Origin of the sequence: Flavobacterium sp. CSZ, assembly GCF_015350725.1 — a bacterium.
GTDB lineage: Bacteria > Bacteroidota > Bacteroidia > Flavobacteriales > Flavobacteriaceae > Flavobacterium.
Genome location: NZ_JADKPQ010000006.1, coordinates 1 through 15,810 on the forward strand (window position 1 = coordinate 1; position 15,810 = coordinate 15,810).

At 35.0% G+C, this 15,810-nt stretch carries 15 protein-coding genes; 13 read left to right on the forward strand and 2 right to left on the reverse strand.

The window, feature by feature from the left end; genetic code table 11:
* Positions 1–2,730 (reverse strand): DUF11 domain-containing protein (locus tag IRZ78_RS08310; RefSeq protein WP_194616074.1); only part of this gene is annotated, 2,730 nt, incomplete at its 3' end.
* A 678-nt stretch (positions 2,731–3,408) separates the two neighbouring features.
* Here IRZ78_RS08310 and IRZ78_RS08315 point away from each other — a divergent pair.
* From IRZ78_RS08315 to IRZ78_RS08360, 10 genes are all read left to right on the forward strand, one after another.
* Positions 3,409–4,998 carry an AraC family transcriptional regulator gene (locus IRZ78_RS08315; RefSeq protein WP_194616075.1) on the forward strand — a complete coding sequence of 530 codons (1,590 nt, stop codon included), beginning with the start codon at positions 3,409–3,411 and terminating at the stop codon, positions 4,996–4,998.
* A 43-nt stretch (positions 4,999–5,041) separates the two neighbouring features.
* A complete protein-coding gene (locus IRZ78_RS08320) occupies positions 5,042–5,458 on the forward strand; it encodes a hypothetical protein (RefSeq protein WP_194616076.1) in 417 nt (138 codons plus the stop codon).
* 34 nt (positions 5,459–5,492) lie between these two features.
* Positions 5,493–6,497 (forward strand): TQO small subunit DoxD, encoded by a 1,005-nt coding sequence (locus tag IRZ78_RS08325; protein WP_194616077.1) that lies wholly within the window; start codon positions 5,493–5,495, stop codon positions 6,495–6,497.
* Between the two features lie 248 nt (positions 6,498–6,745).
* Complete coding sequence (locus IRZ78_RS08330; RefSeq protein ID WP_194616078.1) at positions 6,746–7,873, forward strand: NAD(P)/FAD-dependent oxidoreductase; 1,128 nt, start codon at positions 6,746–6,748, stop codon at positions 7,871–7,873.
* Positions 7,874–8,587: a methyltransferase domain-containing protein gene (locus IRZ78_RS08335; protein WP_194616079.1), complete on the forward strand. Its 714-nt coding sequence runs from the start codon at positions 7,874–7,876 to the stop codon at positions 8,585–8,587.
* Positions 8,584–9,636: a type III polyketide synthase gene (locus IRZ78_RS08340; RefSeq protein ID WP_194616080.1), complete on the forward strand. Its 1,053-nt coding sequence runs from the start codon at positions 8,584–8,586 to the stop codon at positions 9,634–9,636. Before IRZ78_RS08335 ends, IRZ78_RS08340 begins: the two co-directional genes overlap by 4 nt.
* A gap of 208 nt (positions 9,637–9,844) precedes the next feature.
* Positions 9,845–10,282: a 3-hydroxyacyl-ACP dehydratase FabZ family protein gene (locus IRZ78_RS08345; protein WP_194616081.1), complete on the forward strand. Its 438-nt coding sequence runs from the start codon at positions 9,845–9,847 to the stop codon at positions 10,280–10,282.
* Positions 10,279–11,553, forward strand: coding sequence for a beta-ketoacyl-[acyl-carrier-protein] synthase family protein (locus IRZ78_RS08350; protein WP_194616082.1), 1,275 nt, complete (start codon positions 10,279–10,281; stop codon positions 11,551–11,553). The genes IRZ78_RS08345 and IRZ78_RS08350 overlap by 4 nt, the downstream gene beginning before the upstream one ends.
* Before the next feature lies 1 nt (position 11,554).
* The gene (locus tag IRZ78_RS08355; protein ID WP_194616083.1) at positions 11,555–11,809 is read left to right on the forward strand and encodes a phosphopantetheine-binding protein; all 255 of its coding nucleotides are present in this window, start codon (positions 11,555–11,557) and stop codon (positions 11,807–11,809) included.
* Complete coding sequence (locus tag IRZ78_RS08360) at positions 11,806–12,312, forward strand: 4'-phosphopantetheinyl transferase superfamily protein (protein WP_194616084.1); 507 nt, start codon at positions 11,806–11,808, stop codon at positions 12,310–12,312. The genes IRZ78_RS08355 and IRZ78_RS08360 overlap by 4 nt, the downstream gene beginning before the upstream one ends.
* A gap of 15 nt (positions 12,313–12,327) precedes the next feature.
* On the opposite strand, the gene IRZ78_RS08365 is transcribed toward IRZ78_RS08360, so the two are convergent.
* Positions 12,328–13,077: an IclR family transcriptional regulator gene (locus IRZ78_RS08365; RefSeq protein WP_194616085.1), complete on the reverse strand. Its 750-nt coding sequence runs from the start codon at positions 13,075–13,077 to the stop codon at positions 12,328–12,330.
* 71 nt (positions 13,078–13,148) lie between these two features.
* On the opposite strand from IRZ78_RS08365, the gene IRZ78_RS08370 reads away from it, so the two are divergent.
* From IRZ78_RS08370 to IRZ78_RS08380, 3 genes are all read left to right on the forward strand, one after another.
* Complete coding sequence (locus IRZ78_RS08370) at positions 13,149–14,099, forward strand: aldo/keto reductase (RefSeq protein ID WP_228520409.1); 951 nt, start codon at positions 13,149–13,151, stop codon at positions 14,097–14,099.
* Between the two features lie 338 nt (positions 14,100–14,437).
* The gene (locus IRZ78_RS08375; RefSeq protein ID WP_194616086.1) at positions 14,438–14,854 is read left to right on the forward strand and encodes an OsmC family protein; all 417 of its coding nucleotides are present in this window, start codon (positions 14,438–14,440) and stop codon (positions 14,852–14,854) included.
* A gap of 156 nt (positions 14,855–15,010) precedes the next feature.
* Entirely contained in the window at positions 15,011–15,799 is a 789-nt protein-coding gene (locus IRZ78_RS08380; RefSeq protein ID WP_228520410.1) for an alpha/beta hydrolase, read from the forward strand.
* Positions 15,800–15,810: the final 11 nt, after the last annotated feature.

Here is a 15,810-nt window from a genome sequence, read left to right on the forward strand (position 1 = left end):
CGGAAGAGTTGTCGAAGTTGTAAGTGTTACATCAGCCGGTAAAAATGCAACTCCATCCAATGTATCATTTGCAAAAACAGTTGGGATTGTTCCGCCAGTTGTCCCGTTGATTGGACTTGGTGTATCATTTGTAGCATCGATTGTGTTTACAATTACGGTAACAGTAGCGTCGGCACAATTTAAAGGAATATCAACCTGGCAAATCTTATAATCGAATGTATAAGTTCCGGCCGATGTTCCCACTGCAACATCAATACTACCGTCAGTATTCAAAGTTAATCCGGCAGGGACACCTGATGTTCCCAAAGTTACAACAACGGCTGCAGGAACAAATGAATTCCCATTTATATTATCATTTGCAAAAATGTTAATCACATTAGTTGCTCCTGTATTTCCATTAATAGCATTTACAGTATCATTATCTGCAAAAATTACAGATTTTGTTTCCGTTTCCGTTTCTGTATCATTATCTGCAGCTGTTCCTGATATATCTTCAACTGGATTGTTACTACCGTCAACACCTTTTGCTTCGGCTGAATTAATAACTTTACCGGCTATAAGATCAGCAAGTGTTACAGTATGTGTGGCTGTACTATTTGTTGAAGCACCTGGAAGAAGCGTTGTTACTAATGCTGGAGAAATACTTCCCGAATCTGCATTAGCATCTGTAATATTGATATTAAATACCGGTACTTTACCCGTATTCGTAACGACAAGATCATAAGTAATTACATCTCCGGCTTTATTAAATACTCCTGTTCTGGCTGTTTTTACCAATTTTAATTCAGCTTGAGGTGTTGCGTTATCACTGTCATTGGTCAAAGTGAGATCAATATTGTCACCTTTTATACTTGCTGTGTTGGTAACCCCACCTGTAGTTTTTATAGTCGCTGTAATATTTAAGGCAGCAGCAGCATTAACGGCAAGATTACCAATGTTCCAAATTCCGGTACTTTGATCATAAGTTCCTGTGCTTGGGGAAGCTGAAACAAAAGTATACCCTGAAGGTAAAGCATCCGTAACAACAACATTTCGGTCCTCATTTGGTCCGTTATTTTTAGCTGCCACCGTAAATACAACTTCATTAGCGGCTGATCCGTTTGCAACTGTTTTGGTGACTTCACGATCTCCACAAACAGCAACATATATTGCTGCCGATTTTCCTGTAACCCCACAATCACGTGTTCCTGTAATCGAATAGTTTCCTGTTTTTAAAGGAACTATAGACTGGCTTGTTGCTCCTGGTATCAGCACTCCGTCAAAATACCATTGATAAGGTTCTAATCCCGGATCGGCAGTTATAATATTAATGGCACAACCATTACTGTCTTTTGTAACTTCGGGTAGTGCCGGGGTTTCATTAAAAGAAGAAAAGAATCCTGACATCGAGAATCCTCCTCCTTGCTGAACAATTCCCACATTCATTCTCGCCGCAGAATTAACAGTAATATTGGCAGGATTCCCAATTTGTGTGTTTTCAAACCTAATTAAATAAACTCCTGTTGAACCTAACTGAAAACGTGGGATAGTTGTAGTTGTCTCAATATTGAGTCCATTTACATAAACAGGGGCGGTGCCAGATTCTACCAGTACAAATCCAAAATAAGGTAATACTTGTTGTATATAACCTTTAAACTGACTTGTTGAAGTCCACTTTGACCCTGAACATCCTCCTACCGGAAGAACAGTAGCAATATCAACTTCACAAGATTGTGCTGTTCCGGAATACACCGCAATAGGTTTATCAGACTCTATTATCGATGATGAATAACGATTATTAGCATCCCCATGATGAATGGATCTAAAACCACCAGCTGCAAGTGGAAAAGTTGTTCTGTTAATAAAAGTTCCATCGGGTCTGTAATTATCAACTGTAACTGTAGTATTAGGTTCTGTTGCAATTATGGTAGACTGTTCAGGTAAATTAGTACCTGTTCCCGCTGTACCACTACCTCTTATTACTATATATCGATTTCCTAAAATACTTATCGGAGCCATCTGGTCTACTGCACCATCACCACATCCTCCGGGAGCATCTGTATAAGCACCCGTGTTGGCTACTACCGGTTTATTTGCTTCAAGCAAATCTCCTGTTCCATTGGGTTGAAATAAATAACTTTGTCCTTTATTTAAGAGCACCAGATTGGCTCCGTTTAATTTTACTTGTGTATTATCATCAATTGCCATAACCGAATAAACAGGTCTGTTGGCGGCTCCGTTAAATCCTGTAATACCTGTAAAAATACTTCTGTAATATCCTAAACGGAAAGAAGTTCCCCTGCCCTCATTACCAAAACTAACCAGAGAAGCATTTCCTTTTATGGTGGCACCAGTAGTATCTCCACCACCAGAACTAGCCTGATCTGAAGCTACATTTCTAAGATTTACAGATACTTTCCCACCAATACTTTCTACTATTAAACCTCTATCATCCTGAATAGTATTAACAGGGTTACTGTTTAATAGCCATGGCGAACCAACAAAACGATATACATCGGGCGCGGCAGAAGTAAGCGTGCGGGTCGCAAGAAATGTTCCATCACTTTTCTTTAAGGTTACCGTGACTGCTGTAGTCGATTCGGTAGTTAGCACAATTTCATTTGCATCACTCCAATACTGCCAAGGTGATGGCGCTATGTAGTGACTCGTTGCGTATTGGGCATTTGCTTTAAATACAAAAAAAAGAAACAAAATTAAAAAGAGTAGTTTTTTGGGTAATTTTTTTCTCATAGTTATCATTTGAATTATTATTCCAGATATATTTGATTTTGGGTGCGAAATTAGAGATCAGAGCTACCCGTAAAGGGAGCATTCCTTTCTCGATTACGTAATAGAGAAAATATACGTTCATAAAAAAAAGTAGAATCATCTGACAAACAGGTATTTGCGGTTAAACTATTTTTAAAATACTTTAACGAGTAGAATTGGCATTTCAGCCATAATCACGATTAAAAAAATAATTACATGCGGTTTACTTGAGAATTATTAGATCATTATGACAAAAAGAATCAATTTTGATTACAAAAAAATAGCGCAAAGAGCATTTTTTATAAAGAAAATAAATGGTCTTCTTCTGAAGTTTATTAATAAAAAATCTGCCAAAAAAATATCCTTGCTAAGATTTTCGTTTTTGAAATTATCTATGATTTAGCACTAAAAACAGAAGTTATTCTCAACAACATTTGTCCTGACTTATTTTGTAACTTAATGATTATAAGTTGTTACTATTTCGGAAAGTCTCGGCTTTTATCAAAAAAAATAACTACTTTTCCCAGCATAATGATTTGATACACCACATTCATAAAAATCATAGTATTTTTCTTAAAAATTGACATAACTTTATCAATGAAGCGAAAAGTCATTAAAAAAAATCATCACCATACAACCTTTTAATTACAATTTATTTACATGCACCTAAAACGTATTCTTATTCTATTTATAGCTGTGGTTTTTCCTGACTTAAGCTCTGCACAAGGTTCAAAATTTGACAGTGTTTTTTCAGAAACATCTCAGGTATTGCTGAGTTCAAATCCAAAGAAAGCTTTAAGCAATACCGATTATCTTTATAAGATTTCAAATAATAATTCGCAACGAATCAAATCCAGTATGCTTAGAGCAACGCTTTTGCGTCAGTACGGCATACGAAATGAAGCTGTTGCTGCATTAAAACGCGCAGACAGTCTGGCAGTAATGGACAAGAATTACAATATGCAGGCAAGAATAAACGGCTTTTTATCAACACTTTACCGCGAATTCGAAATCTATAGTTTAGGAAAAATACACTTGCAGAGAGCTGTAAATATCAGTAAGAAAATTAAAGACAAAACAGACATGTATAAGTTTCAGGGCAACTTGTCTCAGGAAATAGCCTATTACGACATGTACTCTTCGAATTTTACAAAAGCCATTGAACATCTTAAAAAAGGCAATCAATTATTTAAAAAAGCCGGAGCCGGTATTGACATTAACTTTCAAACAGCTGTCAATAATGAACTTATTGCCAAAAACTTTCTGTTATTGCATAACGTCGATTCTGCATTTTTTTATTTTAACAAAGCCAAAAAAGAACTCGAATCATCACAATCACCAAACAGTCCTCTAAAAGGATTTATATATAATGGTCTTGCAAATGCCTATACAGCAAAGAGCGATTTTAAAAATGCGCTTTCAAATTACAAAACAGCAGAACAAATAGCAGAAGATTCCAATTTTTTTATATTAAAGCAGGAAGTCTATAATTCATTGTTGGAGTTTTATAAAAAAACCGACAACAAAAAATACATAACTTATAATGAACTGAATCTTACGCTAAATAAAGATGAAGAGCAAAGCCGAAAAGTTATAGCTGATGATTTAATAAAAACACTACGCAAAAAACAGTTTGATATCCATTCTGAATATCAAAAAAGCAAGTACCTTATTATTGGCAGCTGTATACTTATTGTTTTAATTATCATTAGCATTTATATATTTAAAAGGAGACAGGATTATAATAAAATTAAAAAATTCATTACCAAAATTGAGAACCAGACAGAAACCGAAGTTAAGATTTCTCCGAAAAAAGAAGTTCCTAAAGAATACATGTCTGAGGCAACTGAAAGCGCAATTTTAGAAAGCATAAAGCAGTTTGAAAAATCTGATTTATATCTCAACAAAGACATTTCCTTAAATTCTGTAGCTGCTGAACTTAGTATTAACCATCGCTATCTATCGTATGTTATTAACAAGCATAAATCAAAGGATTTTGCCAGCTATATCAATGAACTTCGAATCAATTATATTATTAACCGACTCAAAAATGATCCTAATTATTTAAAATATAAAATAAGCTATCTTGCCGATCAATGCGGTTTTTTATCGCATAGCAGATTTACAATTACCTTTAAAAAAGTTACCGGAGTTTCTCCCCTAACTTTTATTACTTATCTTCAAAAAGAAAACCAGGAGAAAAAACAATTAGATCATGGTACAAAAGCAAAGACATATGAGTTAAAATAAGTATAGACGGCAAAGTTTATTTTAAAAGCACTATTTTTATAAAATGAAATTTCAAAAACCCCTTATTTTCTTAAAGCGCCTAAAGCAGCTTATGCTTTTAGTAGGGTTAGTTTATGCTTTTTCTAATTGCCATATTAAAAAATCTGTACTGCATTTTGCAGGAATCGGGTCTGTCGAACTTTCTCAAAAAAGCCTGACGCAATTGCCCGCTCAGGGAGTTTGTACGGTAAGCTTTCTTTATAAAGAAATTACATCAAAAAAATCATTTTCTATACCACAAACACCTGTCGTACCCAAATTAAAGTGCTTTAGTTTTCAAACAAAACAAAACAAAGTTTCCACTACACTTACCATTCATCCTGCTTTCGAATTCAATAAACGTTCAGTAAGCTTCCCTCCTATTTTTATAGTATTTAAAAAACTAAAGATTGCGCCACAAGTGGTTTTATACACTGCTTAAACAATTTTTATACTTTTGTAAATTTTATAATATCATGCAACATCAAAAAACATTTGACGTGAACTCTCTTGTTCCGCTGGCCTTACGTTTAATCGTAGGCTGGACTTATTTTTCGGCCTTTTGGAGGCGACTTATCCTCGAAAACAAATTAATCCCCGAAGAAGCCGGATATATAGGCGAAAAGTTCAATCACTTTTTACCTAATGCACTTGGTATAAAACCTGTTATAGAATATCTGGTAACACATCCTGATGCTTTATGGATCAATATGGTCTCTTTTACAATTATCGAAGGAATCGTTGGCTTAGCCCTTATTTTAGGTCTCTTTACACGATTGATGAGTATTGGTGTTTTCCTGCTTGCCTTAGGAATCTTATTGGCTTCCGGCTGGATCGGGACCACTTGCCTGGACGAATGGCAAATTGGAATTTTAGGATTAGCCTCAGGATTCACCTTGTTTTTAACCGGAAGTAATTACCTTTCTCTTGACGGTTATTTTATAGCCAAAAATTTAGCTTTTACCCAAACAAAATGGTTTAGATTATTGGGTTGCGGAGAACTAAATCTGGGATCTCATAAACAGATCCTTTTAGTTATTGCCTTTTCTATCTTTGGACTTACCTTATTTACCAACCAATATTTTCATGGTGGCGTTTACGGAAAGCTTCATAATAAATCTGTAAAACCAAAACTTGAAATCAATAATTTAAAAATTGATCCCAACGAAGTAAGTTTTGATGTTTTTCGCGTAGAAGGAGTGGATGTTTATGGTTCGTTTTTAATTGGAATTTCACTAAAAAACGAATCAGGAAAACACCTTTTACAATTAGACGGAAGTGATTTAGCCCAACTGTCTCCTCAAACAATATCGAATTATTATGTATCCAAAATAAAACCCGGCAAACATAGTTTAGTGATCCCGCTGGGATCGAAAGCAACAATACGGATTCCGATAGATAATAAATGGGCTTTTGAAAAAAGTACCTATACACTGACTTTAACAGATATTAGCGGTGCCACTTGGAATGCCAGTTTATAATTTAAAAAAGCGTGAAGATTTAAACTTCCCGCTTTTTTGTTTTTACATCGTTATTAAACCTAAAAAATGAACATAATAAAGCTGTAATTTTATAAGGAAGAAATAAAATTATGTAATTAAAGAATTAACAAGTTCTTGATCTTTGTAGTAAACAATTCTGTACGAACCAGATTTATCGTTGCAAATTTTAAGCAATTTTAATATAAAATGTATTAAATATTTGAGATATAATAGCTAAATTGCTTAGTATGAAAACAAATTCAGATGTAGTTATTATTGGAGGCGGTCTTGCCGGTTTGGCGAGCGCTTTACATCTGTCTCAAAAAGGATTAACGGTAACATTAATAGAGAAATCTGCTTATCCGCGCCATAAAGTATGCGGCGAATATGTCTCGAACGAAATCTTACCTTATCTTTATTGGCTTAAGGCCGATATTTCAAAATTACTTCCTACCACTATCAATAAATTCGAGTTTACAACACGTAAGGGAAAAACAGCTTGGGCAAATCTTCCGTTAGGTGGTTTTGGGATCAGCAGGTATCAGTTGGATAACTTTTTATATCAAAAAGCAGTAACAAACGGCTGCAATATTATAATGGAAATGGTTACCGATATTTCTTTCGATAATGATCTCTTTACGATCACTACTGCCAATCAGGTTTTATCAGCCAAAATAGTATTGGGCGCTTTTGGCAAACGATCCAATATCGATCAGGTATTATCACGGGATTTTTTCATAAAAAAGTCACCATGGTTAGCGGTGAAAGCTCATTATTATGGTGATTTTGCCAATGATGTTGTGGCATTGCATAATTTTAAAGGCGGTTATTGCGGTGTTTCGAAAGTAGAGAATGATATTATCAATATTTGTTATCTGGCCGATTATGCGACCTTTAAACAATATAAAAACATCGAAGAATACCAGCAGAATGTATTGTATAAAAACAAACATCTTAAAGCTGTATTTGAAAACAGTACGCTTCTTTTTGATAAACCTCTTACCATAAGTCAGATCTCTTTTGATAAAAAACAACCTGTAGAAAACCATATTGTAATGATTGGTGATACAGCTGGACTTATTCATCCTTTGTGTGGCAACGGAATGGCAATGGCCATACACAGCGCCAAAATCGCATCAGAATTAGTATTAGATTATTATTCCGGAAAGATAACATCACGAGAAGAATTAGAAAAAAACTATACACAACAGTGGAAAAAACATTTTGGTAAACGCTTGTTTATGGGAAGGCTTTTGGCTAAAGTTTTAAGAAACAAAACCATTACCAATACCCTCGTTGCCATCACAGTAGCCTTACCTAGCCTATTACCCGCAATAATTAAACAAACGCACGGCAAACCAATAGCAATTGATTAAATGACCATAAATACTACATACAGAACACAGGAAACGGAGATAATGGATGATTTTTTTCTGGAAGGGAAAGAATTACAGGAAGCATTGGACAAAATTGCCAGTATTAACAGGTTATTAGGCGGTAATAAACTCACGCTGCACGGACTGAAAATATTACTAAGAAAATCGGATCCTGCTAAAACAATAACAATTGCAGATATAGGCTGCGGTAACGGAGATATGCTGCGTATGCTCGCGAAATACGGCCAGAAAAACAACCTGAATCTTAAACTTATTGGTATAGATGCAAATGCTTTTACTATAAAGTATGCCAAAGAATTATCAACTGAATATGCTAATATTGACTATTTATGTGTCGATATTTTCAGCGAAGATTTCAATGCTATTCAATATGATATTGTTTTATGTACCCTTACCCTGCACCATTTTGACAACGACCAAATATTAAATATAATGACTACCTTTAATAACAATGCCAACATTGGTATTGTTATTAACGATTTGCACCGCAGCAAATTAGCGTATCGACTTTTTGAAAAGGTGTGTGCTGTTTTTAAATTAAATAAAATGTCTCGCGAAGATGGGCTGATCTCTATATTAAGAGGTTTTAAGAAAAAAGAACTGGAGAACTTCTCTAAAAAATTAGATTTAAAAAACTATACCATAAACTGGAAATGGGCTTTTCGTTACCAATGGATAATTGCTAAAAAATGAGTGTAAAAATTATATCGGTTGCCAAGCAACTACCCAAATATTCGCGTGCAACAGCAGACATACTTCCGTTTTTGGATGTGTGGCTAAAGGATAAGGACGAACGTTTCATCAAAAAAGTAAAAAAGATTTTTGAAGGTGCAGCTGTAGACAAACGCTACTCTATAATGGATCCCGAAGAAGTTTTTACAGCCACTTCCTTTGAAGATAAAAATGATATTTACAGCCGCGAAGTGATTATTCTAGGTGAACAAGTATTAGAAAAAGCACTTAATAAAGCAGGCTGGGATCCGCAGACACTGGATTATATTATTACAGTAAGTTGCACAGGAATAATGATTCCGTCTCTGGATGCTTATCTTATTAATAAAATGAAACTCAAGCAGGATATTGTAAGGCTTCCTGTAACCGAAATGGGCTGTGCAGCCGGAATATCAGGTATTATATATGCAAAGAATTTCCTGAAAGCCAATCCCGGAAAACGTGCGGCAGTAATAGCAGTAGAATCTCCAACGGCAACTTTTCAGCTCAATGATTTTTCGATGCCTAATATTGTAAGTGCTGCGATTTTTGGTGATGGAGCTGCTTGTTGTCTCTTATCATCCTATGAGGAAGATTATGGTCCTGAAATACTAAATGAGAAAATGTATCATTTTTATGATGCCGAACATATGATGGGTTTCAAACTGACTAATTCCGGTTTGCAAATGGTATTGGATATTGAAGTTCCGGATACGATTTCTTATCATTTTGGAGATATTATTCATCCTTTTTTGAAGAAAAATAATTTAGAAATAAAAGATATAGATCATATGATTTTTCATCCCGGAGGTAAAAAAATAGTCACCACCGTAGAAGCTCTTTTCTCAGGATTAGGTAAAAATATCGATGCTACCAAAGAAGTCTTGAAACAATACGGAAATATGTCGAGCGCAACAGTATTATATGTTTTAGAACAAATTATGGACGAAAAACCAAAACCGGGAGAAAAGGGATTAATGCTGAGTTTTGGCCCCGGATTTTCGGCACAGCGTGTTTTGTTGCAATGGTAATTTTAACTAACTGAATTTGAATATTGTTATATAAAATGAGACGCGGATTTTACTGATTCGCTAAAGCCAAAACGCAGATTAAAACGGATTTTATATTGAAATTTTGTTTGATTCAAATTAAAAAAAATCCGCTTTTATCCGCGTCTTTACAAAGTAAATCCGTTTTATCCGCGTTCAAAAAACATCAACGTATTAAACGAAACAAATTATGACTTTAGAAAATATTTTAGCGCAGTTACCTTACAGTAAACCTTTTCTATTTGTAGATGAATTGCTGCATGTAGATGAAAACAGCATTACGGGAACTTATACCTACAGTGAGGATCTTGATTTTTACAAAGGTCATTTTAATGGAAATCCGGTAACCCCGGGTGTTATTTTAACCGAGACAATGGCGCAAATAGGCATGGTTTGTCTGGGTATCTATTTATTAAAGGATAGCTTCAATAAAGATACAGTAGTCGCTTTTACTTCAGCAGATATGCATTATTTAAAACCCGTGTATCCAAATGAAAAAGTAACTGTTACATCACAAAAAATATTTTTCAGGTTCGGAAAACTTAAATGCGATGTTATTATGACAAACCAAGCCGGACAAGAAGTTTGTAAAGGTGTTTTATCCGGAATGATCACAACGAAATTATGAGCAAAAGAGTTGTTATAACAGGCCTTGGTGTAGCGGCTCCAAACGGGGTTGGAATTCCTGCGTTTACCTATTCACTAAGAAATAGTATTTCGGGAATTCGTCATGATGCACAATTACAGGAATTGCAATTTTCTTGTCAGATTGCCGGTCAGCCACCCATTTCAGAGGAGCTAAAATTGCAGTATTTTACAGAATTAGAACTTCGTGGTTTTAGTAGTACAGGAATTTTATACGGTGTTATTGCCGGAATCGAAGCCTGGAGAAATGCCCGATTATCAATCGAAAATAACGAAGAACCGGATTGGGACAGCGGAACCATTTTTGGATCAGGAACATCAGGGATCGATAAATTTCGCGAAAGCATTTATAAAATAGATGAATTACAAGTTCGCCGACTGGGCAGCACTGTTGTGGCACAAACTATGAATAGCGGTATTAGCGCTTATCTTGGTGGTAAACTTGCTTTAGGCAATCAGGTTACCACAAATTCATCAGCCTGCGCGACAGGAACCGAAGCTATTATGATGGCTTACGACCGTATACAAGCCGGACAGGCAAAACGCATATTAGCAGGAAGCACCGGCGATAGCGGTCCGTATATCTGGGCAGGTTTTGATGCGCTTCGGGTTTGCAGTTCTAAATATAATGATACTCCCGAACAAGGTTCAAGACCTATGAGTGCCGGTGCAGCAGGATTTGTTCCCGGAAGCGGTGCCGGAGCTTTAGTGATCGAAGATCTTGAAAGTGCTTTAAAACGAGGCGCAACCATTTATGCCGAAATATTGGGAGGAAATGTAAACTCCGGCGGACAACGCGGTAACGGAAGCATGACCGCTCCTAACAGTACTGCGGTTCAGCGCTGTATTACTGATGCAATACAAAATGCAGGAATTTCTGCAACTGAAATTGATGCCATAAACGGCCATCTTACAGCCACTACAAAAGACAGTCTCGAAATCGAAAACTGGACTAAAGCTTTAGATCGAAAGGGAACTCATTTTCCGTATATCAATTCCTTAAAAAGCATGACTGGACATTGTCTTAGCGCCGCCGGAAGTATCGAAAGTGTTGCTACGGTGCTGCAGCTTCATGAAGGATTTTTATTTGGAAATACTAATTGCGAAGATCTTCATCCTGAAATTACCGCCTTGATTGATGCATCAAAAGTGCCTTTAAAAACAATCGATAAAAATCTGAATATAATTGCTAAAGCCAGTTTTGGTTTTGGTGATGTAAATGCCTGTATAATCTTTAAAAAATTTGAAAATTAATATGAATAAAGAAGAACTTATAGCAAAATTGAAAGTGATCATAAAGCCTTACACGACCAATACCGAAGCTTATGACAACCTTACCGAAGATACTGATTTTATCAATGATTTGAGTATTAATTCAGCTAACCTGGTAGACATTATTCTGGATATCGAAGAAGCATTTGATGTCGTTATTGATAACACTGATATGGAACGAATGCTTGATGTAAAAACTTCGGTCGAAATTATCTCTGCCAAGCTCGCTGCAAAATGATTGGTAACGATGTCATAGATATATTGCAATCTCGCCAGAAAAGCAATTGGCGGCGGAAAGGTTTTGTTGAAAAACTCTTTACCCCTACCGAGCAATTGCTATTATCACAAACATCAGATCCGGAAATCCTGATTTGGCTGCTTTGGAGCATGAAAGAAGCAGCCTATAAAATCTATAACCGGCAAACCAAAATAAGGCAATATATTCCTCAAAAGCTCGCTTGTAGTATCATCTCAAAAAATGAACATTATGTTACAGGAAAAGTAATTTGCCTTGAGAATGTTTATTACACAAAAACTATGATTTCAAAAGATCATTTACATACCATAGCCGTTACCAGCGCAGATCATTTGAATAATGTAATAGAGATTGAGAAAAAAGACATTATCAAAGATAAAAATGGAATACCTTTTTTGTCTCAACCCGAATTAAATATTTTAAAAGACGTTTCAATAAGTCATCACGGACGTTTTGAAAAAGTGGTCATTATTGATGAAAAATAAAACAAGAATTTATGTCTAGCTAATGTTCATTTTACTGTCGTATTTTCCATGTTCCTTAATCAGGGATTCCATTATACGTAGAGATTCTATAAATTGTGGTTCTTTAAATCTAAACGAAGGACCCGAAACGCAAAGTACTGCTATGGGTTTATTTTTGTAAAATATAGGCATGGCAACGCAATTCAAATCAGGATCATACGCCTGAACATCCAAAGCATAACCCGATTTTATTATGGTTTTAATTTCAGTTTCAATTGTGCTTACCAGTTCGGGAGTATATTGTTTACTTAAATTGGTTTGCAAATGGGCTGAGAAAGCAAGAAATGATTTTCCTATAGCCGTAGTGGCCATTTCGTACTCCTTTCCCGTATTAAGGGTGATTTTTACAGCCCTGTTGGGTTCGCATTTAAGTTCATGTCTGTAATAAGATCCCATTTGTACCGCGAGATAAGAAGATTCATTGGTAAGCTGGGTTATTTTTTCTAAAATAGGCCTCAACTCACTTTTGAGTTCATTAATAGATAATAAAGGAGCATACAAACATTCCAGTTTTGATGTTATTCGGTATCTCGGACTTACATCATCTTGTTCTAAATAGCCCAGTTGTTTTAGACTGTCTAAAAAACTGTGAACAGAATTTTTCTTTAGATCCAAAGCCTTTGCCACGTCGTTAAGCCTTACGAAATTGCCACTTGAAGCGATATATTCTAAAATTTGAAATGTTTTTTTGACCGACTGATTCATAAGTTCATATATAATGAACAAATTTACATTTTTTACTATTTACAAATACAAAAGTTCATTAAATAATTACTTTTGAGTAAAATTTAAAAATTATGATACAAAATAAAAAATTAGGCAATTCTACTATTGAAATTGCCCCACTAGTATTTGGAACCAATGTATTTGGTTGGACTACAGATCAAAAAATGACAGAAAATTTGTTAAATCAATTTACAGATGCAGGATTTAATACCTTAGATACGGCAGACGTTTACTCAAAATGGGTACAAGGTCACCAAGGTGGAGAATCGGAGTTGGCGATTGGAAAATGGCTGAAAGAATCCGGCAAAAGAGACAAAATTATTCTGGCTACAAAAGTAGGTGCCGAATTCTCTGAAACTAAAAAAGGCTTAAGTAAAAATTATATTATTCAGGCTGCCGAAGATTCATTAAAAAGACTTCAAACCGATTATATAGATTTGTATCAATCGCATTATGATGATCTGTCTACTCCTATCGAAGAAACTCTGGATGCTTATGATACTTTAATTAAAGCCGGAAAAGTGAGGATAATTGGCGCTTCAAACTTTACGCCTGAACGTTTAGAGGAGTCTCTTATCATTAGCAAGAACAATAATCTTCCCGCTTATCAAACCTTTCAACCGGAATATAATTTATACGATCGTCATGATTTTGAAGATAATATAAGGCCAATTACCGGAAAAAATAATTTAAGTGTTATTAGCTATTTTTCTTTGGCAAGCGGTTTCTTAAGCGGAAAATACCGTGTTCAAAGCGATCTGAAAGACAGTAAAAGAGGTGCATTCGTAGAGAAATATTTAAACGAAAAAGGATTTCAAATTCTAAAAGCACTTGATACTGTAGCTTCAAAACATCATGCTGTTCCGGGAACAATTGCATTGGCGTGGATCATGCACCAACCTGAAATTTCAGCACCTATAGTTAGTGCAACAAATCCAGAGCAACTAAAGGAGTTAATAAACGCAACTACAATACAACTGGATACAGAAGATCTTTCTTTATTAAATACAGCCAGTTTGTAATTTAGATCAAACTATTCTTTATACAGCCATCCTCTACTCTGGTAGACAGATTTGATATTTATTTAATTTTAAAGGACATTGAATACTTAAGTGTAAAAACATTTAAATATTTAATGTCCTTTTTTTTATTCTGCTTTAACGCTTCAAGAGAGTAATAATATTCCATAAACCCAAGGAAATCAAGCTCATTATAAGCTTAACCTTTCTATATTATAAATTAATTTTATAAGTGTTAAAAATTATTAATTTGATTAATAATAACTATCACCATAAATTTGTCTCATCAAAATCAAACAAACGATTTGAATCATTAAATAAATAACTTAAAAATTAAGATCATGAAATTTACAAGAAGAGCAAACGCAAACTGGAAAGGTACAGGAATGGAAGGAAAAGGTACTATTAGTACTCAAAGCACCACTTTAGACAATGCCCAATTATCTTTTAAAACCCGTTTTGAAGAAGGTGTAGGAACCAATCCTGAAGAATTAATTGCAGCGGCACATTCTGGCTGTTTTACCATGCAGCTAAGCTTTTTACTTTCTGAAGCTGGATTTATTGCGGAAGATTTAAGTACTGAAGCAAAAGTTACTTTTGAAGACGGAACAATCACTTTGATCCAGTTAATCCTTAACGGAAAAGTTCCCGGAATTACAGAAGAAGATTTTCAGAAAGCAGCACAAAAAGCCAAAGAAATTTGTCCAATCTCAAAATTATTAAATACTGAAATTACTTTATCAGTAACATTAAACTAATTAAAAATAAATTCCAATTCTAAAATTCCAAATTCCAAGTAAGTCTATTTTGTTTACTTTCTGATTCATAATTGAATTTAAGATCAGACAGAAGCTAACAAAAAAGCAATTTAGAAAATTGGGATTTCTATTCACAAAATTTAAAAACATACAATTATGAAAACAATAGCATTAAAAGAACAATTGAATCGTTATTTCATGTTCGCAGTACTTATTTTTAGTTTCTTATTTGCAACAGCAAGCTCTAATGCGCAAACTACGCCTTCACAAATTAAAAACGTTGTATTAGTACACGGTGCATTCGCTGACGGTTCAGGATGGAAAGGTTTATATCAGGTATTAAGTAAAAAAGGATATAACGTTACCATCGTTCAAAACCCTTTAAGTTCTCTTGAAGATGATGTGAGAGTAACTAATTTAGCCCTAGACAAACAAGACGGACCAACAATTTTGGTAGGACATTCCTGGGGTGGTACTGTAATTACAGAAGCCGGAAATCATCCAAAAGTAGCGGCTTTGGTTTATGTAGCAGCTTTACAGCCTGATAATGGAGAAACTTCTGTGCAATGGTTAATGACTGCTCCTCCAGCTCCTGAAAATGGTGTTTTAAGCCCTGATGACAAAGGAGTGGTTTATTATGATAAAGCTAAATTTCATGCCGGTTTTGCTGGAGATATCAGCAAAGAAGACGCAGATTTTATGTATGCTTCTCAAGGCGCTTTCTACGCAAAAGGATTTGGAACTCCTATTACAAAAGCAGCCTGGAGAAATAAACCTTCGTACGGAATTGTAGCAACTGAAGACAAAAGTATATCTCCTGAAATAGAACGCGCTATGTACAAACGTTCGAATACAAAAATTACAGAAATAAAAGGAAGTCACGTGGTGTTTATTTCTCAACCAGAGGCTGTAGCAAAAGTGATAATTGCTGCTTCTAAAAAATAAATTAAAATTAA

Coding starts and splice junctions, on each gene's coding strand:
- IRZ78_RS08320 (WP_194616076.1), top strand. CDS start 5,042: ATGAAATTTCAAAAACCCCTTATTTTCTTAAAGCGCCTAAAGCAGCTT.
- IRZ78_RS08340 (WP_194616080.1), top strand. CDS start 8,584: ATGAGTGTAAAAATTATATCGGTTGCCAAGCAACTACCCAAATATTCG.
- IRZ78_RS08370 (WP_228520409.1), top strand. CDS start 13,149: ATGATACAAAATAAAAAATTAGGCAATTCTACTATTGAAATTGCCCCA.
- IRZ78_RS08360 (WP_194616084.1), top strand. CDS start 11,806: ATGATTGGTAACGATGTCATAGATATATTGCAATCTCGCCAGAAAAGC.
- IRZ78_RS08355 (WP_194616083.1), top strand. CDS start 11,555: ATGAATAAAGAAGAACTTATAGCAAAATTGAAAGTGATCATAAAGCCT.
- IRZ78_RS08375 (WP_194616086.1), top strand. CDS start 14,438: ATGAAATTTACAAGAAGAGCAAACGCAAACTGGAAAGGTACAGGAATG.
- IRZ78_RS08315 (WP_194616075.1), top strand. CDS start 3,409: ATGCACCTAAAACGTATTCTTATTCTATTTATAGCTGTGGTTTTTCCT.
- IRZ78_RS08325 (WP_194616077.1), top strand. CDS start 5,493: ATGCAACATCAAAAAACATTTGACGTGAACTCTCTTGTTCCGCTGGCC.
- IRZ78_RS08350 (WP_194616082.1), top strand. CDS start 10,279: ATGAGCAAAAGAGTTGTTATAACAGGCCTTGGTGTAGCGGCTCCAAAC.
- IRZ78_RS08330 (WP_194616078.1), top strand. CDS start 6,746: ATGAAAACAAATTCAGATGTAGTTATTATTGGAGGCGGTCTTGCCGGT.
- IRZ78_RS08345 (WP_194616081.1), top strand. CDS start 9,845: ATGACTTTAGAAAATATTTTAGCGCAGTTACCTTACAGTAAACCTTTT.
- IRZ78_RS08380 (WP_228520410.1), top strand. CDS start 15,011: ATGAAAACAATAGCATTAAAAGAACAATTGAATCGTTATTTCATGTTC.
- IRZ78_RS08335 (WP_194616079.1), top strand. CDS start 7,874: ATGACCATAAATACTACATACAGAACACAGGAAACGGAGATAATGGAT.